The 18,618-nt window shown below is 44.9% G+C and carries 15 protein-coding genes; 7 read left to right on the top strand and 8 right to left on the bottom strand.

The annotated features are described in order from the left end of the window. Positions 1-2: 2 nt before the first annotated feature. The 4 genes from ptsN (at position 3) to mgtE (ending at position 3,264) form a co-directional block, all read left to right on the top strand. Positions 3-446 carry a PTS IIA-like nitrogen regulatory protein PtsN gene (gene ptsN / locus Q4Q46_RS12170; protein WP_006083071.1) on the top strand — a complete coding sequence of 148 codons (444 nt, stop codon included), beginning with the start codon at positions 3-5 and terminating at the stop codon, positions 444-446. Continuing rightward, the gene (rapZ, locus tag Q4Q46_RS12165) at positions 443-1,297 is read left to right on the top strand and encodes an RNase adapter RapZ (protein WP_006083072.1); all 855 of its coding nucleotides are present in this window, start codon (positions 443-445) and stop codon (positions 1,295-1,297) included. The genes ptsN and rapZ overlap by 4 nt, the downstream gene beginning before the upstream one ends. Next, positions 1,284-1,559: an HPr family phosphocarrier protein gene (locus Q4Q46_RS12160; RefSeq protein WP_006083073.1), complete on the top strand. Its 276-nt coding sequence runs from the start codon at positions 1,284-1,286 to the stop codon at positions 1,557-1,559. The genes rapZ and Q4Q46_RS12160 overlap by 14 nt, the downstream gene beginning before the upstream one ends. A gap of 340 nt (positions 1,560-1,899) precedes the next feature. Beyond that, the gene (gene mgtE, locus Q4Q46_RS12155) at positions 1,900-3,264 is read left to right on the top strand and encodes a magnesium transporter (RefSeq protein WP_115335537.1); all 1,365 of its coding nucleotides are present in this window, start codon (positions 1,900-1,902) and stop codon (positions 3,262-3,264) included. Between the two features lie 157 nt (positions 3,265-3,421). On the opposite strand, the gene Q4Q46_RS12150 is transcribed toward mgtE, so the two are convergent. Both Q4Q46_RS12150 and Q4Q46_RS12145 read right to left on the bottom strand, forming a co-directional pair. Further along, positions 3,422-4,258: a molybdate ABC transporter substrate-binding protein gene (locus Q4Q46_RS12150; RefSeq protein WP_311906058.1), complete on the bottom strand. Its 837-nt coding sequence runs from the start codon at positions 4,256-4,258 to the stop codon at positions 3,422-3,424. A gap of 259 nt (positions 4,259-4,517) precedes the next feature. Further along, positions 4,518-5,207, bottom strand: coding sequence for a YiaD family glycine zipper/OmpA-like lipoprotein (locus tag Q4Q46_RS12145; RefSeq protein WP_162096847.1), 690 nt, complete (start codon positions 5,205-5,207; stop codon positions 4,518-4,520). Between the two features lie 935 nt (positions 5,208-6,142). On the opposite strand from Q4Q46_RS12145, the gene Q4Q46_RS12140 reads away from it, so the two are divergent. Further along, the gene (locus tag Q4Q46_RS12140; RefSeq protein ID WP_006083078.1) at positions 6,143-6,376 is read left to right on the top strand and encodes a transposase; all 234 of its coding nucleotides are present in this window, start codon (positions 6,143-6,145) and stop codon (positions 6,374-6,376) included. Between the two features lie 549 nt (positions 6,377-6,925). Here Q4Q46_RS12140 and Q4Q46_RS12135 read toward each other — a convergent pair. Together Q4Q46_RS12135 and Q4Q46_RS12130 are read right to left on the bottom strand one after the other, a co-directional pair. Then, positions 6,926-7,786, bottom strand: a complete 861-nt coding sequence (locus Q4Q46_RS12135) for a PA4780 family RIO1-like protein kinase (protein WP_006083079.1) — start codon at positions 7,784-7,786, stop codon at positions 6,926-6,928. A gap of 335 nt (positions 7,787-8,121) precedes the next feature. Further along, positions 8,122-8,439, bottom strand: coding sequence for a hypothetical protein (locus tag Q4Q46_RS12130; RefSeq protein ID WP_311906057.1), 318 nt, complete (start codon positions 8,437-8,439; stop codon positions 8,122-8,124). Between the two features lie 179 nt (positions 8,440-8,618). Here Q4Q46_RS12130 and Q4Q46_RS12125 point away from each other — a divergent pair, with 179 nt between their 5' ends. Then, on the top strand, positions 8,619-9,167 hold the full coding sequence (locus tag Q4Q46_RS12125; RefSeq protein WP_106649405.1) for a DUF2799 domain-containing protein: 549 nt from the start codon (positions 8,619-8,621) through the stop codon (positions 9,165-9,167). Between the two features lie 74 nt (positions 9,168-9,241). Here the strand turns inward: Q4Q46_RS12125 and Q4Q46_RS12120 are convergent, their stop codons facing one another. After that, entirely contained in the window at positions 9,242-10,003 is a 762-nt protein-coding gene (locus Q4Q46_RS12120) for a phosphatase PAP2 family protein (RefSeq protein WP_311906056.1), read from the bottom strand. 225 nt (positions 10,004-10,228) lie between these two features. Here Q4Q46_RS12120 and Q4Q46_RS12115 point away from each other — a divergent pair, with 225 nt between their 5' ends. Further along, positions 10,229-12,169, top strand: a complete 1,941-nt coding sequence (locus tag Q4Q46_RS12115) for a bifunctional diguanylate cyclase/phosphodiesterase (protein ID WP_311906055.1) — start codon at positions 10,229-10,231, stop codon at positions 12,167-12,169. A 140-nt stretch (positions 12,170-12,309) separates the two neighbouring features. Here the strand turns inward: Q4Q46_RS12115 and Q4Q46_RS12110 are convergent, their stop codons facing one another. The 3 genes from Q4Q46_RS12110 to Q4Q46_RS12100 all read right to left on the bottom strand — a co-directional run bounded on the left by Q4Q46_RS12110 (position 12,310) and on the right by Q4Q46_RS12100 (position 18,577). Next, on the bottom strand, positions 12,310-16,155 hold the full coding sequence (locus Q4Q46_RS12110) for an Ig-like domain-containing protein (RefSeq protein WP_311906054.1): 3,846 nt from the start codon (positions 16,153-16,155) through the stop codon (positions 12,310-12,312). After that, positions 16,155-17,252: an OmpA family protein gene (locus Q4Q46_RS12105; RefSeq protein ID WP_311906053.1), complete on the bottom strand. Its 1,098-nt coding sequence runs from the start codon at positions 17,250-17,252 to the stop codon at positions 16,155-16,157. The genes Q4Q46_RS12110 and Q4Q46_RS12105 overlap by 1 nt, the downstream gene beginning before the upstream one ends. A gap of 494 nt (positions 17,253-17,746) precedes the next feature. Further along, positions 17,747-18,577 (bottom strand): hypothetical protein, encoded by an 831-nt coding sequence (locus tag Q4Q46_RS12100; RefSeq protein ID WP_311906052.1) that lies wholly within the window; start codon positions 18,575-18,577, stop codon positions 17,747-17,749. Positions 18,578-18,618 lie beyond the last annotated feature (41 nt).

Raw genomic sequence — 18,618 nt, 5'->3', positions numbered from 1 at the left:
TAATGGAACTTTGTACCATACTGCGGCCGGAGTGCACTACCTGCGCCACTCCGGGCAGCAAGAAAAAGGTACTGGAACTCATCAGCGACTTAGTCGCTGCCCAGTACCCGACCCTCTCATCTCAAGAGATATTCGAAAGCCTAGTGGCGCGCGAAAAGATGGGGAGCACAGGTATAGGTAACGGCATCGCCATTCCACATGGTCGACTAGCCGATATAGATCAGCCCATTGCCATACTCATTAAGTGTGAAGAGCCGATAGCATTCGATGCTATCGATAAGCAACCTGTTGATATTTTATTTGCACTACTGGTGCCTGCAGACCAATGTCAGCAGCACTTAAGTACCTTGTCTTGCATGGCCGAAAAGCTGAGCGACAAGCAAATATTAAAGCAATTACGCAAGACGCATGATGAAACGGAACTCTATCAGGTAATCACTGGATGAAACTGGTCATAGTGTCGGGCCGCTCAGGCTCAGGCAAATCTGTCGCCCTAAGGGTACTCGAAGATCTCGGCTATTATTGTGTCGATAACCTTCCCTTGCCCTTAATCGGCACTTTGCTTGAGCAACTCAAAGGCAGTAACGATCTCGTCGCCATCAGTGTCGACGTGCGTAACATGCCTGAGCAGGACAAGGTCTTAGTGAAGCAACTCGCGAGCCTGCCTCCTGATACTGAGTTAACCAGCTTCTTCCTCAATTCCAGCGATAAAATTCTGCTCAAGCGTTACAGCGAAACCCGCCGTTTGCACCCTTTGTCGAAGAGCCAAGTCTCTTTGCAAGAAGCGATAAAACTGGAAGGGAAGCTGCTCGAGCCTATGTCAAAACTGGTCGATCACTACATAGATACGTCGAACCTGAATATCTATGATTTAAGCGACCAAGTCAGACAAATTCTGCTCGGCAGCGTCGATAAAGAGTTAGTGATCAACTTCGAGTCCTTTGGCTTTAAGCACGGTATGCCAACCGAAGCCGACTTTATGTTCGATGTACGCTTCCTGCCTAACCCACACTGGGAACTGGCGCTGCGTCCATTGACAGGCTTAGATGAACCCGTGGCTGAGTTCTTAAATCGTCAACCACTCGTGAATAAGTTCATCTGGCAAATCGAAAATTTACTGGAAACTTGGCTGCCACATCTCGAGCGCAACAATCGCAGTTATTTAACTGTGGCGATTGGCTGCACGGGTGGGCAACACAGATCGGTTTACGTCGCAGAGCAATTGGCTAAACGCTTTAGTAACGGTAAACATAAAGTTTATGCCCGCCATCGAGAGCTGAATAATGCCAAAGCTTGAACGTCAGATCACCATCTGTAACAAACTGGGATTACATGCCCGTGCCGCTACTAAGTTGGTGGTACTGGCATCCGAGTTTGATGCGACCATCACCTTAATACAAGGCGATAAACAGGCATCTGCCGCCAGCGTGCTTGGCTTATTGATGCTTGAAACTGGCATGGGTAAAACCATTAAACTTATCGCCGAAGGCCCAGATGCTGAGCCCGCTCTGGATGCCATTTGTGCCTTAATCGACGCTAAGTTTGACGAAGCCTGTTAGTTTCATTTCATACTCAGTGTTCCACACAGGCACTCAGATTAGTACACCTCACATTTAACACTGCTTATTTGTGCAGTTCACATCTCGTTTCAAAAGCTTGGCGACACATTTGTCGCTCGACGACACGAACCATAGGCGATTACACTAGCGAGCATTACCGCCGACTCACCTTAGTCTTAACCGCCTTAATCTATGCGTAAAACGCATGACCTATGCCAGAGTGCTCTATCTGTGACTGAAGCATAGCTATCGCGAAGTCACCGCTAAGTCTCAGCCCTGCGCCAAGCAGCGCACTCTCGAACCAATTTGCCGCACAGTGGCGGACAACTATGGAGGACAAATGCCCGTAGATAATTCAGAAAACGATCACACCGGACATAGTCTAGACCAGTTAAACCAAGCGCTTAGTAGTGGCATGTTTGTGCACGTACGTAACATGCTGCAAAAAATGGCCGCCTCTGATATCGCGCTGATCTTAGAATCCTCACCACCCAGCGCCAGACAAGTGCTGTGGCAGCTTATCGATCAAGAACAAATAGGCGACATACTCGACGAGTTAAGCGAGGAACTCAAAGATCCGCTGATCCGCAGCATGAGTCCTGAGCGAGTTGCGAAAGCGACGGCGAGTATGGACACCGACGATCTGGCCTATATTCTACGTAGTCTTCCCGATGCCGTTTACAAGCAAGTGCTGCAGTCGATGACAGAACAAAACCGCCAGCGGGTAGAACAGGCCTTATCCTATCCCGATGAGACCGCCGGCAGCTTGATGAACACAGATACCGTTACTCTAAGACCCGATGTGAATATCGATGTGGTGCTGCGCTATCTTCGCCAAAGGGGCAACCTGCCAGACACCACAGATACCTTATATGTCGTCGATAAACAGGACAAAGTGCTCGGCGGTGTCAGGCTGGCAGATCTACTGACTTGCGCGCCAAGCACCACAATTCGCAACATCATGGACCCCGATATCCAAAGTATTCCTGTGAGCATGTCCGACAGTGAAGTGGCGCAGAAATTCGAACGCAATGACTGGGTATCAGCTCCCGTCGTTGACAGCGATGGCAAGCTGCTAGGACGGATCACAATCGATGACGTGGTCGATGTTATCCGCGAAGACGCCGAGCATTCCATGATGGGGATGGCGGGGATGGATGATGACGAGGATACGTTTGGCCCAGTGCTAAAAAGTACCCTACGTCGCTCACTCTGGCTCACGATTAACTTGTTCGCTGCACTACTCGCCTCCTCTGTCAGCAATATGTTTGAAGGCACTATCGAGCAATTTGCCACTATCGCTATCTTGATGACAATTGTCCCTAGCATGGGCGGTGTGGCCGGTAATCAAACCTTAGCGCTCGTGATCCGTGGTATTGCTTTAGGCCATATCGGCCAAAGCAACGCCCGTTGGCTTATTGGTAAAGAATTATCGATTGGCTTTCTCAATGGCTTAATGTGGTCGATTTTAGTCTTTGTTGCCGTGTTGCTGTGGAAGGATGATATGGCACTGGCGGGATTAATTGGCAGTGCCATGCTGATCAACATGACAGTGGCTGGGCTTGCAGGTGCGAGTATTCCATTGATTTTAAAACGCCTTAAAATCGATCCCGCCCTCGCTGGCGGCATGGTGCTTACCACAGTCACTGACGTGGTTGGCCTATTCGCCTTCCTCGGATTAGCGACTCTCTACCTGATGCACTAATGCACTAACGCACTAATGTTTTAACGCTTTAACGCTTTAACGCTTTAACGCTTTAACGCTTTAACGCTTTAACGCTTTAACGCTTTAACAGTTTGATTTTATAACAAAAACAGCACCGAAAGGGTGCCGTTTTATCTCGCAAAAAAGCTAAAGAAGGCTATTTTGCCGGAGGTTGAAAACCATAACTGCTCAGTATAGCTTGGCCTTTTGCCGATAGAATAAACTCAGCTAACGGCGTTGCGGCAGCATTGGCGCCCTGCAAGACCAGTAAACCATAGTCGGCACCCACGGCGAGTTCTTGCGGTAAGTCGATGATTTGTAGACTCGGCACTTCTTGTTTAGCCAGCACAGCATTAGTGCAATAGGTTAAAAAGATATCTGCTTGTTTGTTTTCCATCACCCAGCCATAAGGATTGCGATCTTTAGGTGGTTTAGCACTCTCTGGGCCGCCCGTCAGTTGCAATGCCTTGGTCTCTAACGCGGCTTTCGCATTGGGTTTTACCGCTTCTGCCTTAGCAAAAACGGCCCAGGCATAATCCCCCGCCGGATCGGCTTTAGGGGTTGAAGTGCCAACTTTGATCTTAGGATCTAACAAGGTATCGAGTAGCGTTGCGCTCGTCACTTGGACATTATCCTGAGCAACCGCGCAGAGTTGATTACGGGCAAACATTTGCACTGCTTTACCCTGACCCGCATCCACTAACGCCTGCGGATGTTTCATGTTGGCCGAGGCAAAAATATCGACTTTCTCGCCCTCTTGAATGCGTTTCAACAATAAACCTGAGGGTGCATATTGCGCAGCAACACTCGTGTGCGACTGTGCTTGATAAGCGGCAATAATATCCTTCATTGCAGCCTTTAAGCTGCCTGCGGCGCGCAATTCAATCGGCGCCGCTCCTGTGGTCACTTCGGCTTTCATCGGCATTCCTTGTACAGCAGCCACCATGATGACAGGGCTTAAACTCAAGGCGACTAACAGGTGTTTGCTTATCATAATCATATTCTCCTCTGGGCGCTAAAAGTCATTCTTGTGACTTATCCCCATACAGAACGTGAAATCGATAAAGGGATCAAGCTGAACTCATCCCAACGCAAACCGCTGTGATGTGATTGTGGTGTAGATCACCCAAAACACAGGTTAGAGAGGACAAATTGTCTAGCTAAAATCCGCGAGGCACTCATGGCTAAATATCCCGAACGCGGACACAAAAAAGTCGCCCTCAGGCGACTTTTGTAAAACGGATAATGCTGAACTACTGACCCGTCGGCGTTAATACAATCTCAACACGGCGGTTTTGGGCGCGGCCATTGGCATTGGCATTCGATGCAATTGGACTCGCTTCACCCATGCCTTTTGATTTTACACGGGCAGAGGCGACGCCTTTGCTCATCAAGTAATTACCCACTTCGCCCGCACGCACTTGTGACAGACGTAAATTATACGAGTCTGAGCCACTGCTATCGGTATAACCTAAAACGTTAAGCTGTGTTTTGCTGTATTCCTTGGCCACAACCGCCACTGAGTTCAGCACGCGTTTAGCGCCGTCGCTTAACTCGGTTTGATCTACGCCGAAGGTGACTTCATTAGGCATATTCAAAATGATGTTATCGCCGCTACGGGTCACACTCACGCCCGTTGAGGCGAGTTGTTGGCGTAATTTGGTCTCTTGCACATCCATGTAATAACCAATACCACCACCGACTGCAGCGCCTGATGCAGCACCAATTAAGGCACCTTTACCGCGGTCGCTTTTGCTCGAAGAGACCACGCCAATGGCAGCCCCTGCGACGGCACCAATCAATGCACCACTGGTCGCTTTAGCGGTTTGCTGTTCGTTTGAATAGGGATTGATTGTTGTACAACCCGATGCAACTAGCGCGGTCGTCAATACCACTATGGCTAACAGGGATGGTTTAGATTGCACTGCCTGAAAACACTTCATCATTTATGACCTCTTTATATGATTGATGACTGTGAATACCGCTCAAAGGGCAAGAAATATCACTTCACACTAGGTAATACGAATGACCTAGGGATTGCCACAAGGCAGGCAGTATATACCCAAACTACCTGAAGATGCAGGATTCAGCGGGAGTTTAACGCACTTTAGGCAAGGCGGTTATTTGCGGACCTAGTGGACTAAGTTAAAAATAACCAACACGGCATAAAGTGCGTTAAAACCCGCCGGGACGGAGCGCCTAGGGCACTCCACTTCCGTGTTGCATCAATTCAAAAGGTGGCCGACATTCTGTCATTGATGCGCCTTGAATTGAAGCACCCTAGGCGCTCTGAAACTAGTATCTTCAGGTAGCTTGGGTATATAGGCAATTGCGCTTGAGACAATCCTTTATCCATATTCAATTCTGCTAATCCAGATTTTAGTCAGCAAAGATACAGATTTCGGGCTTAAATCTTGGCTTAGACCGCCCTGCTCCATATCAAGCCGATGGCACCGAAATAGTGCGCCTTGCACCTTTTTTGTCAGCTCTAAAAAATCACACCGTTTTAATCGAATAATCAAACTCATGATTTTAAAGATTAAAATAAAAATTAGAATATTGGCACGAATTTTACATACTACTAAGTGAGTAGACAGTCAGACGCGGTATAAATCGCCGAAAACTCAAGTCGACTTCAACAGGATTAATCCAAATTAAATGGACCTATAGAGACAGAAAATGAACTCGAGTATTTAGGGTCATGAAGGAGGAAGTATGAAAACAGTCATGAACTTTATCGCACTATGTCGCCACGAATGGATTTGTCTGCGCCACCTAGGTCTGAGCCAGTGGGATTTAGAACAGCGTCACTATCATCAATAAAAGGCAATGCAAACGGTCATATTTTAGTTAGAAAGCAGTAAAAGAGGGAACGCTCATGGGAATCGCAGAAAATAGTCTCAAGCTACATGTTATCACCGAGGTTAAAGTGCAAGGTCGCTTACTGTCGGATGTTGCACGTCAATACGGTCTATCTGCCAAGGCAGTCTACCAATGGGTGCGGGAAAGCGATCTACAACCCCAGCAAAGAGAATGCGCATTAATGAGCGAGATTGCCCAACTGCAGAAAAGAATTAAACAGCTCAATAACGAGCTACGCACCATAGGTTAAGCGCTGCATGGCAATTGAGTGCCTGTACAACAAGTTAAACGTGCCCGAATAGACAAGGTCGGACGAGATTGCATATCGCCCTGCTGATAACGCTAACGATGTAAAAGATGTGCTAACAACAATAATAACAGCGCCCTTTTTAGTCCGGCCTTGTCGTCCAAATTGATAGACCCAACAAAGATTGGGAAAGAGTATTAACAGCAACAAACGAATAGGGACAATGCAAAAGTTTCGGCAAGACTGGGGAGGGAGTTATCTCCCCCAAGATCAAATATGTGAATTGTGCTCCCCCAAGTCATGAACATATTTCTCTCTCTGGTCTTGTCATTTTATTCACAGTTCTATGATTGCTAGCTTGTTTGTAGCAACAAGGATGGCCCCAGCTTCTATTGGGGATTAAGCCAAGGATTGGCTAACGCCAAAAATTAAATAACAATAATAAAATCAGTAATAAAATCAACAATAAAAATAATAGTGACACTTAATTTTTAGCATAAAAAAGACGCTACTTTGAGCGTCTTTTTTATGGGCGAAAACAATGACTGACGATTAATAGTCTTCTTCGTTTGCCTCTTGGATCCTTTGTTTACGCTCTTGCGCCTCTTCAAAGGCCGCTTGAATTTCCTCTAACACGGCACTGACATCGGCTTCGACCAACACTTCGGTAAACTCACCGGTTAATGGCGTTTCAGGCTTCAATTCACCCGCTTCAAACAGGGCCCAAATCTCTTTGGCATATTGTGTTTTCAACAGCTCAGGAGCATACAAGCCATAGTATTGGGTCATGTTATTCACATCACGCGCTAACATCCATTTGGCATGGTTATTCGCCGCGGCATCGACTGCCTGAGGCAAGTCGATAATCACTGGCCCTTCACTATCGACTAACACGTTAAACTCAGACAAGTCACCGTGCACTAAACCTGCACAGAGCATACGTTTGACATAGGTCATCACCAACGCATGATCGTTCAGGGCTTTTTCTGCCGACATACTGACATCGTTCAATCTCGGTGCGACATTGCCCTCGGCATCCGTCACTAACTCCATCAGCAACACGCCATCAAAACAGCCATAGGGCGTTGGCACGCGCACACCTGCATTTGCTAAACGATAAAGTGCTTCAACTTCGGCATTTTGCCAAGCTTCTTCCTGCTGATCGCGTCCAAATTTAGAGCCTTTCTCCATCGCACGTGCTCGACGGCTGTTGCGGACTTTTCGGCCTTCTTGATACAACACCGCTTGCTTAAAACTGCGCTTGTCCGCTTCTTTATAGACTTTGGCACAGCGGATATCATCACCACTGCGTACAACGTACACAGTAGCTTCTTTACCGCTCATTAACTGGCTAATGACCTCATCGACCAGTCCTTCATCAACCAGGGGTTGGATTCGTTTCGGAGTTTTCATAGCGCCCTTATACCTTACTTAGGCATGATATGGAATACTGCGGGCAAATCTTCATACAAAAGCGGTCTCCAGCGGAAGTTTGATGAATATAGTTCAGGATTGTTAAACGAATTTTAAGTAAAAACTAATGCACTTGCGTGTTAAACACAATACCAGATTTACTGAGGACTTTGGCAAAGAAAGAGACTGAAAATGAAGCTTAAACTAAAAGAATATTCTTTTCCGCCAACCTGTATAAAGCAAGAGGTAAAACCACAGCCACTATCCTGCAGCGAACATTCAAATTCAAGACCGCTCAAATAGATATCCGAGCTAGGTTTACGCAGAAACTTAACTCACACAAATAAGGCAATCACACTTCCCACGGTCGCCGCCGCTTTCAGTATTTGGCCAGCACTGTAATAAGTATCGTTCGAATCATTCGCGTCATTAGGGGCTGTATCGGGAGTAGGCGCCTCAGTTTTGCTCATTGCAGCAACATCGGAACTGGGCTCAGCTTTGGGAGCCGCCAATCCTAAAGCGCCATAGGTAAAGGATTTGAGTCCACTTGGCTCTGCAATCTCGCTGGGTTGATGAACCGATTTGGCCGTCGGTAATGAAGCAGAATGCGCCGATGAAACGGGTGAAATCATAGCTAACCCCAAAGCAGACATGAAAGTGTTAATCGTAAACTAACATAATATCAGCCGGTTATCATGCATCCATCCGTTAAACTGTGATGGATTTTGCCCAAAAAAGCGCATCTAAGACAGAATCATCGGCGGTATATAAAACTAGATCTCCCCCAGAAGAGCCTTTATCCTAAACGCCACAACATATAGAGAACTTGTCCATGCATTATCCCAGCCTTTTCCTCGCCCTTTCGGTCCTATCGCTCACTCAATGCAGCAGCTTATCGATTGAAGAATGCGCCAATAGTGATTGGTTTGCCCTAGGACTGGCCGATGGCAACCGTGGGACGAGCGCAGGGCAATTGAATCAATATCAAAAAGATTGCCGAGAATTTAATCTCAGCGTCGATACCGCACAGTGGAAACAAGGATACCAGCAAGGGTTAGCCAGTTACTGTCTTCCCGAAAATGGCTATCGCGTAGGCTTAGCGGGAGAAAGCTATTATGGGGTTTGCAGCAATAACGCCTTCGTTGAACGTTATAATCAGGGCCATCAACAATATCTAACTAACAAACGCTTAGCTGAAATAGCCGATCGCTTAAATGCCATTGATAGAGAAATAAGCAGTCTTGATGGCAAGATCAATAATCTCACCGATAAGGCCGATTTATTAAAACAGAAAAACAGCCTACTCAATGAGAAGAACCAACTGTTAGATGAAAGATCTCGCCTACGCAGACCCGATATGCGCTTCGAATTGAGATTCTAAGCCATAAAAAAACACTGAGCCCAATTGGACTCAGTGTTTAAGTTAATCGCATAGGTTAGTCAGTTTAACAGTCGCTATTTTTGTGTTAATCCAGCAGTGGATTTAACATTGACTCTTTGGCTAACATCGGCCAATTTAGCTTTTTTTAACCCTGATGGACGCAGGAAAAAACCATAGTAAAGCAAACTCGCCGACGTCCATGCTATGGCTAAACTCCATAAATCATGGCTCAAAAAATGGGCGCCACGTAACTCTTGGCCGATACCAAACACGAGTCCCAAACCCACTCCAAAAATCAAACCAAACTTAGCTAAATGCGGACGATACTCACGCAGCACGTAATATAAGGCAACCCAGGCAAACCCGCCGCTGGCATGGCCGCCAGGGAAACATTGGCCAAATTCAGCGCCTTGGGGTAAACGGGCAAACAAGGATGAATGCAGCATATGGCCGCCAAACTCAATCACATCCCAGGGGCAAGTCATGTGAGTAACGCTCTTGCCAATGCGTACCAGTAACACACTGGCCAATACGCTACAAAATAGATAAATCAACCCTTTGCGGTACGGCTTAACCCTGTCGCTTCGAAAACTAAAGGCAATGCCGACTACAACGCTCACCGCCAGCAAGATAACAAAGTTACGCCCAGCAACGTGCAATACATTTTCAGTCAGCCAATGGCCTCTTAATGGCCAAGAGTCGACGCCACCCTGCCAATGAAATAACAAGGTCGCCACTTTCATATCAGCGTGAGTCCGTTCAAGCCCAAAGATGATCACCGCAAACACTAAAAGTGGCGCGATTAGATGCCCTTTGGCAAAATCGATAAATGTCATCCTAACATTATCTTTCAAATAGTTACCCACGCATAAATCCACTGACTAGAATATCTTTTGTTAGCGTAGCGCTGAATTCTTATCTAAAACTTAAGAAACACAATCGTACGATTGATAACAAAAAACCTACATCTCAATACAAGTAAATTTCTACAAAAAAACTCACAACATGAGTAAAAAGACTATAGTTTATAAATAATATCGCGCCTCTAGGACTGAGCATTCATGCCATACAACCTCGCCATTAACCAGTCTCAAAAAAATCGTTTATTTGCCGACATTGCTATCGACACAGACAAAATCGTTGTTCCCCAAGAAATGGTTGATAACTGGCAACAAACCTTAGATTTGCTCTCTGAATTAGTCGACACTCCCGCCGCTTTGATCATGCGTGTCCATCAAACCGATATTGAGGTCTTTACCTCGAGCCGCACTCAGGGGAATCCCTATAAAAAACACGACAAAGACAGTTTAGGCCACGGACTTTACTGCGAAACAGTGATCAAAGAAGGCAAGGAACTCCACATTCCGAATGCCCTAAAAGATAAAGACTGGGATAAAAATCCTGATATTAAACTCGGCATGATTGCCTACTGTGGCTTACCTTTACGCTGGCCCGATAACAGCGCCTTTGGCACTATCTGCATGCTCGATAGCAAAGAGCATAATTACAGCCAATCGTTTCGCAGCTTACTCGCTCGGTTTCAAAATGGTATCGAAGCCAACCTCGTCACCCTCTATCAACAGGCAAAGCTGCAACTGCATAACCAAGAGTTAGAGCAAAAAGTGCAACAACGTACCCATGAACTCGCCGAACTCAGTAGCAAACTCATCAAAGAAATCGAAAATCGGACCTCCACCGAAACCTCACTGGAATACCACAAAAGCTATGATTCACTGACGGGATTACCGAATCGCATCAATTTGATTAATAGCCTTTCGACTATGCTCGAAGAAGTGAATCGCAAGGAAAAGATTTCAGTACTCTATCTGGGGCTGCGCAATTTCAAATCCATTAACGACAGTTATGGCTATCTGATTGGTGATAAAATTCTCACCATCCTCAGCCACCGTTTACAACACTATGCCGATGAAAACACCTTCATCGCCCGTATTGCCGGCGCCGAGTTTGTGATTATTCAAGCCCATAAACCTTCGAATAACGAAACCAATAAACTCATCAATAAAGTACTTAACTGCTGTAATACCCCCTTTGGCGTGGCAGATTTTGTGATCACGATTCCGTCGAGCATGGGTATCGCTCAAGCGCCCATCGATGGCATAGATGCCGCCATTTTGCTGCAAAAAGCAGGAGCTGCGATGACGATCAGCAAAGCCGATGGCTCAACTCACAGCTTCTTTAATCAAGACACTCAAGCAGCGGTGAATCTACGCTATCAACTGGAATCTCACTTGGTCGATGCATTGAACAAGAACGAATTAAGTCTGCATTACCAACCCTTTATTAACTTAAAGACTCAAAAGGTGATAGGCGCCGAAGCCCTGCTGCGCTGGCACAATCCGATCCTTGGCAATGTAGCCCCAGACAGATTTATCGCCTTAGCAGAACGTAATGGCCAGATCATTGATATCGGTAATTTTGTATTGCATACCGCGCTGGCTCAGGCTGCAAAATGGTGTAGCGAGCTAGACCAGGAGTTTAAAATCGCCATCAATATCTCCCCTTTGCAAATGCGCAATCCCCGTTTTAGCGAGCACATAGCTGACTTACTCACCCTCTATCAATTACCACCGACCGCTCTAGAGCTTGAAATTACCGAAGGCATGTTGATGCAGGACGAGCACATTGCCCACAACGCCATCCAAAAACTGCAGGAACTCGGGATCCGCATCTCCTTAGATGACTTTGGCACTGGCTATTCATCCCTAAGTTATCTACAAAAATACTCTTTTGACACCTTAAAAATCGATCGCTGTTTTATCAATAAACTCGAAGAAAACGAACAAGATAGGGAGCTCACTAAAGCGATTATTGCCATAGGCAAGAAACTGAACTTAGTCGTGATCGCCGAAGGCGTGGAAACCCTAGAACAAGATGCCTTTATTCGTCACGAGGAATGCGACTTAGGCCAAGGCTACCTCTACGGTAAACCCATCACAGCACACGAGTTTGAGCAGGCATTTATCCATAAAAAAGAGCATTAAGTTCATCCTCAATGCTCTTTTTAATCTTACAAATTAAATTCTGTAGAACTATGCAGAACAAAGAAATCGAACCACATAGTTAGCACTCAACATCACCTCACAAAAACAAAGTATCACTGCAGATATAGCCCTAATCTCGATTATCGTATGGTGACCTGTCCATCAGTATTTAGACTGGTCACGCCATGGTAAGAGGCAAAGACTCTTGTTGTCCCTGATTTTAAGCCAGTAACTAAACCGCCTGAGGGCTCTATATGGGCAATACTCACATCAGAAACTGTCCATAATGCTTCATGAGTACAATCGCCTACACTTAAATCGACATAAATAATTGAGCACCTTAATTGAACCTGCTCATCAATATCGAGGTAGTTAACATGCGGAATGATTTGCACATTATCGATCACTTTTTCCTGCACAGTTAGGCTGGTTTGAGCTGTAATCCCAAGGTAAGTCGCCTGAATATTCGTCACACCAGGAGCTTTACTAATCACTAATGAGCTAACATTAGTGCTAAGAGTGGCAACATCAGGATTAGTAATCTGCCAACTGCTCTCATTAGTGACGTCTAGGCTAGTGGAATTAGTAAAGTGAGCTGTCGCTGTATAAGCTTGATTTTTACCATCAATAATAGTGGTGTCTGCTGGTGAAATAGTTAATGAACTCATAATTGCAGGGGTAACCACTACAACAGCGGTTTGAGTAAGCCCTGCGAAATTTATCTCGATCTGACTAGTTCCCACGGCTAGTGAGGTCACAAAACCGCCATTGGTCGCTGTATTATCTACATGAGCGATTGCCTGATCCACCATGCGCCAATCGGCAGCATTACTCACTAAATATTTTTTGCCCGTTGAATCATAGGCAATTGCTTCGTAATCAACACTTGCGCCAACAGGCAGTTCTGCTGTATTTGGCATTATGACGAGGCGAGTGACAACTGGGGCTGAAATATCTAACTTCGCTTTAGCCTGCTTTCCTTGATAATTAGCGATAACATTGACTGAACCTTGCTGCTCACCTTTCGCTAAGCCACTGCTAGTTATACTCGCTAAACGAGTATCGCTAGTCTGCCAACTCACTAAATTAGTTATATCTTGCTGACTGTTATCTGAATATATGCCGGCAGCAGTAAATTGATACTTCATCCCTTGGACTACACTCGCCGTGGCAGGGGTAATAACTATACTAACAAGCTTAGCATCAGTGACTATGGCTAAGCTTGTTTGGCTCACCGAACCATAGGTGGCACGAATAGTCGAAGTGCCTATTTGATCGGCACTGGCATGCCCCGCCCTAATGCCGCTGGCAATAATGCTAACCACTTTCGAATCTGAAGAGCTCCAAGTTGCACTGCGGGTGACGTTTGCACTGAAACCATTACTAAAAAATGCAGTAGCCGTAAAATAACCAGCACTGCCTAATGGTTCATTGGGATTATCAGGAGTAATTTGTAAGTCAGTCAATAACGCAGCCGAAATAGTCAAATTAGCACTTGCTGATAAACCTTGATATGTGCCAGTAATACTCACTTTGCCTTCTTTATAACTCTGGACCACGCCAAAATTATCAATTGATGCCGTAGTCACATCACTCGATTGCCAATGACTAAGTTTTGAGACATCAACACTGGTCTTATCAGAGAACTGCGCTGTTAATGCATATTGCTGAGTAAAACCTGCAGCCATAGCATGTTTAATCGGCGAAATGCTAACACTGTCTAACACAGCAGCTGTCACGGTAGTGATGTTTGATGCTGTCTTACCGCCAAAACTGGCAGTCACTGTCACCACCCCCTCACGGATACCCAAGACAGAACCACTTTCTGCTTGAGTATTATCTACCGATGCTATATCACCATCATTCACACTCCAACTGGCTAATAGGGTGATATCGGAACTGGTTTTATCAGAATAAAAAGCACGTGCTTGGAGTGAACCTTTATGGCCAATGGCTATGCTTTGCGCCGTTGGAGTGACTTCTATATGGTCAAGCAAACCTGCTGTCACCTTGAGAGTTGCGCTTGCTTGCAAGCCATTATAGCTTGCAGTCATTGTGACAGGCTTGGCGTTATATTGATGAGCAGTGGCTAAGCCATGGCTATCGATAGATGCTAACGCGTTATCGCTAGTTTGATAGTTAGCAAATGTGGTTAAATCATGATTTGTGCCATCAGAAAATAAACCAAATAACTGATATTGCAGAGTCGTACCAGCAGGAGCTTCAGCGACAGATGGTGTTAACGAGATAGAATCTAGCTTGGCCGCAGAAACAGATATCGAAGTACTGGCGGTTTGACCAGAAAACTTCACCGATAATTGATTAGTTCCCTCCCCTAAGGCTTTAGCGTAACCTGCTGAATCACCGTTAGGAATAACCGCTGCGATACTATAATCATCGACTTGCCAGTTTGCACTCTGAGTGACGTCTACTGTGGTCTTGTCGGAGTAAAATGCAATGGCGGTAAATTGTCCCTCAACCCCCACTGGTACACTCGGATTTTGTGGTGTGATTTGTAATGATTCAACTACAGCTTGATTTACCGTCAGCGTAGTGGTTTTGCTCATGCCTTCAAAACTTACCGTTATATCGGTATTACCAATCGCGAGAGTATTGGCAACACCAGATAGCGCCCCACTAAATTGAATGGCGGCAACACTCGGCTCACTACTGGACCAAGCGGCTATTTGGGTAATGTCTTGCTTTGACCCATCTGAATAACGCGCATAGGCTTGATAAGCGATTCTTGTGCCTAGCGGGGTAGAGAAATCATGCGGACTGATACTGATATTCAGTATTTTGGCGCTTGTTACCTCCAAACCAGTATCAGCCGTGATGCTATTAAAGCTCGCGTTAACGGTTGTTTTACCAGGAGATAAAGCCACACTGTCACCCGCAAAAATCCCTGTATGAATGATAGTCCCAATACTTGGGTCTGCGATATTCCAAGTCGAAGCTCGCGTAACATCAATAACACTACCATCAGAGAAATATGCATGGGCGCGATAGGCACCTATTTTTCCTACGGGAAAAATTCCATCCACAGGACTGATTGCCAGAGTACTAAGTTGGGCGTTATTAACAGTTAGGGCTGCGATCGCAGTTAACGTCTTAGCATTATGAATCAAACTTGCAGTGATACTCGTTGAACCCATTTTTAGTGCGCTAAGCCATGCATCAGCATCAATAGTCGCGATGCTTGAGTCTGTGACTTGCCAACTTACCTTAGTAGTAACATCTATCACGTCACCGCTACTTGTGGTCAAAAAAGCACGATACTGTGTTGCTGTCCCCTTAGGGATCACTGTACTAGCCGGAGTAATCACCAAAGTTTCAGCGGTACTATTAACAACATTGAGTTGAGCATAAATAAACTTACCATTATAACTTGCTGATATTATAGCTAATCCTTCGGTTAAGCCTTTAGCGATGACTTTATCACCAACGACACCAATACTCGCCACAGCCAGATTATCGCTATGCCAAGAAACTTGCTGAGTCACGTCAACTTGTAAGCCATTAGAGAAAATTGCAAATGCTTGATAACTCTGCTCCATATCAGTAAGTATAGTGCTCACACTGGGAGTAATACTGACACTAATAGCCCCAACTAATAACTGTGCACTGGCATTCAAATCGTGATAACTCGCAGAGATTGTCGCTAAACCATCCGTGATACCAGTCGCGACAACTCGATTACCCTCAACTAATAGGGTCGCAATACTGCTGTCATCTATAAACCAAGTAACTTTATCTGTGATATCAAGCTCACTACCATCAGTGAAGATCGCAATTGCTTTATAGCTTTGCTGACCGCTTACTAATACTGCTGATGTTTTAGGGCTAATCGTCAACTGGCTCACACATAAGTTGCCTTCCCCGCCACAACCACTTGGAAAGCCAGAATTACTGCCGTCACCACATGCGCTTAATAACAGCATCAATAATGATAAAATCAGATATTTGGGATGGGATATAGACATCATTATCGTTGTTCCTGCTGTGGCTGAATTATCGTTTGAGGAAGTAACACCTGAACACGGCGATTTAAATGCTTATGTTGTTCAGAAATTTTATCTGTCACAGGATATTGTTCACCGTAATGCTCCGCGATGATCTGCTGCGGTTTTACCCCATGTTCTGTAAGATATTGGGTAATACTGTCAGTACGACGTTTTGATAATGCTAAGTTATATTCACTACTTCCTTGAGAGTCAGAATAGCCTCGTAAAATGACAGTGGCCTGCGGGAATTGAATTAAGCGATTAATAATAATCTGCAAAGAATCGACGAAGAAAAGCTCGCTACTATCAAAGTTAAATAACACAGGAAAAGTGACTTCTTCCAATTCAATAGGCGTCGCTTTAATCACTGTATTTGTTACCGAATTTATGACTGTACTAGTGATAACCTCCGGTCTTGAACGTCCAAATTGATAGCTAATCCCAAGACTGGTTGCATGAGCGTTAGTACCACCAATATCATCATTACCTAGATGATGAAAGTACTCATATTGCAATCGAGCTTGCCAAGAATCACTTAATTGGTAAGTCATTCCCACGCCAAAAGAGGGTGACCAATCATCTGCTTTTATCGTAGAAAATGGGCCTTTATTTTCACCATGCCAATTAAATACACCTGCTTTTGCAAACAGCGCTAAATCAGCACCAAAATCAATCGAAGCCACGGATGAAAGATTTAGCCCTCGCATACTACCTTGATAAATATTTTTTTTTGAAGCTTCGAGATAAGTTGCTTCTGCTTTTCCTAAATCAATATAAGCCACTTCGAAAGCTAAATGATGATTAAATTGATAACCCGCAAAAAAGCTTGCCATTGTGCTGTTTTTATCGCAATCAATACTCCAAGACTCACAACCATGCTGATAATGATTTATGCCAATTTCACTACCCATATATAAATATGCTTCAGGTAAAGTGATTAACGTTTGAGGTTTATCTTCATCAATAAGCTGAGCGGGATTTTGTTGCTCTGCAGCATGGGTAACGCCGTAACACAATAAGGATAAAAGGATAAACTGTTTAGCAAGGTGAGTCTGGCGGAGTATTCTGTAAGGAAACATATTATTTTCCATGGTAATTAGGTAAAAATCTACTGGGATGAATTATAGAAAAGCTCAGGCTAATAGTACAATATAGATCACTAATGTCACATCTTAGATTTAACTAGTAAATATTTTTCCTTCAAACCTCCCTCCCTAACTCAACATGAATTGACTCATCAACTCACATCTGACTCATAAGCATGAAAAATGTTACTGAGATATCGGCAACCTCTTTGATCATGTAAGCACGATATTTGATGTATTCCATATTAATCAAATATTGTCGTAGAGCTTTAAAGGACACTTTTTATTTAACAAAATGACCGTGAATCTTAGGGAAAATAATGACAATAAATACAGCGTCATTGACGATAAAGTTAACTCGTTTTGGGATAGCTTTAGAGGCCACTAACAGGTGAGTGATTCACTAAAGAATTACCATAATTGCAGCGACGACCATGAGTTGCATGGTCGCTGCTTTAAATCTCACTCATAGGGATAGGGAAACGAGACTAGTCTGCTTTGATGACGGCTTGTTTTAGTATTTCTTTGTCATTTTTAAACACCACTAGCTCGCCTGGAGGGCTATCGCTGGTGCCTAAGACGGTGACATAACAATGATACTGGTATGGGTCGCTGCGAAATTGGAATGAATGATTCCCGCCGCTACCATCGAATACGAGTTTGCCTTTATTCAGCACTAGATCTGGCTTTTCGCTCAATGGCTTACCCTTTGCCCAAGCGGCATAACGGTATTGATCATTCCCCATATTATCGACACGAATCGTAAACTTAGCGGTTTCCCAAGTTAATTCTGGGCTCACAAACTCACTCACGCTCGCATGTAATCCCGTTTTTTGCTTAGCGATCAGCTCAGCTTTCAGTTTTGCCTCTGCGGGTGTTTGGTAGTTAATGGCTATGATCTTGCCATCTAAATCCAGCCATACTTCACCGCTGCCGAGCATAATGCCGCGCCAGCCCATAATCTGCCAATCAGCGTTAACCTTAGAATTAGCAATCAGTTCAATTAGTTGCGAATCGAATACTTGATCGAAACGTGCGACCATTTCCTGGGTATTTTGAATCGCTGGGATCGGATATTCACGTTTAAGTGGGTAAGCCAATCGCTTAACAATGGCTTCTGGATCGTTCGCCTTAGCCGCATCGATAAGCCCTTGCACCAGAGGAATATATTCCTTTGGCAAAGCCTCATCGGCGGCATTCACTGTGCTACTCAAACCCATAGCACCAAATATCAAGGCGGCATAACACGCGATTTGCATTAGTTTAGCTTGGCCGAAAACTGCTAATTTTATTGCCTTTAGTGGTGAGGCGAGTGACATCTTTATCCCTTACATCCAAACGTCTCTACTGAGACCAAAGG

The sequence above is a fragment of the Shewanella vaxholmensis genome, from assembly GCF_031932135.1.
Lineage (GTDB): Bacteria > Pseudomonadota > Gammaproteobacteria > Enterobacterales > Shewanellaceae > Shewanella > Shewanella hafniensis.
This window is presented reverse-complemented; position numbering and strand designations above follow the sequence as displayed.

Excerpts from the sequence above, each read along its gene's own strand:
- Q4Q46_RS12120 (WP_311906056.1), bottom strand. The coding sequence starts at position 10,003 with ATGACATTTATCGATTTTGCCAAAGGGCATCTAATCGCGCCACTTTTA.
- Q4Q46_RS12115 (WP_311906055.1), top strand. The coding sequence starts at position 10,229 with ATGCCATACAACCTCGCCATTAACCAGTCTCAAAAAAATCGTTTATTT.
- Q4Q46_RS12105 (WP_311906053.1), bottom strand. The coding sequence starts at position 17,252 with ATGTTTCCTTACAGAATACTCCGCCAGACTCACCTTGCTAAACAGTTT.
- Q4Q46_RS12100 (WP_311906052.1), bottom strand. The coding sequence starts at position 18,577 with ATGTCACTCGCCTCACCACTAAAGGCAATAAAATTAGCAGTTTTCGGC.
- Q4Q46_RS12125 (WP_106649405.1), top strand. The coding sequence starts at position 8,619 with ATGCATTATCCCAGCCTTTTCCTCGCCCTTTCGGTCCTATCGCTCACT.
- Q4Q46_RS12150 (WP_311906058.1), bottom strand. The coding sequence starts at position 4,258 with ATGATAAGCAAACACCTGTTAGTCGCCTTGAGTTTAAGCCCTGTCATC.
- rapZ (WP_006083072.1), top strand. The coding sequence starts at position 443 with ATGAAACTGGTCATAGTGTCGGGCCGCTCAGGCTCAGGCAAATCTGTC.
- Q4Q46_RS12130 (WP_311906057.1), bottom strand. The coding sequence starts at position 8,439 with ATGTCTGCTTTGGGGTTAGCTATGATTTCACCCGTTTCATCGGCGCAT.
- ptsN (WP_006083071.1), top strand. The coding sequence starts at position 3 with ATGGAACTTTGTACCATACTGCGGCCGGAGTGCACTACCTGCGCCACT.
- Q4Q46_RS12135 (WP_006083079.1), bottom strand. The coding sequence starts at position 7,786 with ATGAAAACTCCGAAACGAATCCAACCCCTGGTTGATGAAGGACTGGTC.
- Q4Q46_RS12110 (WP_311906054.1), bottom strand. The coding sequence starts at position 16,155 with ATGATGTCTATATCCCATCCCAAATATCTGATTTTATCATTATTGATG.
- Q4Q46_RS12160 (WP_006083073.1), top strand. The coding sequence starts at position 1,284 with ATGCCAAAGCTTGAACGTCAGATCACCATCTGTAACAAACTGGGATTA.
- Q4Q46_RS12140 (WP_006083078.1), top strand. The coding sequence starts at position 6,143 with ATGGGAATCGCAGAAAATAGTCTCAAGCTACATGTTATCACCGAGGTT.
- mgtE (WP_115335537.1), top strand. The coding sequence starts at position 1,900 with ATGCCCGTAGATAATTCAGAAAACGATCACACCGGACATAGTCTAGAC.
- Q4Q46_RS12145 (WP_162096847.1), bottom strand. The coding sequence starts at position 5,207 with ATGAAGTGTTTTCAGGCAGTGCAATCTAAACCATCCCTGTTAGCCATA.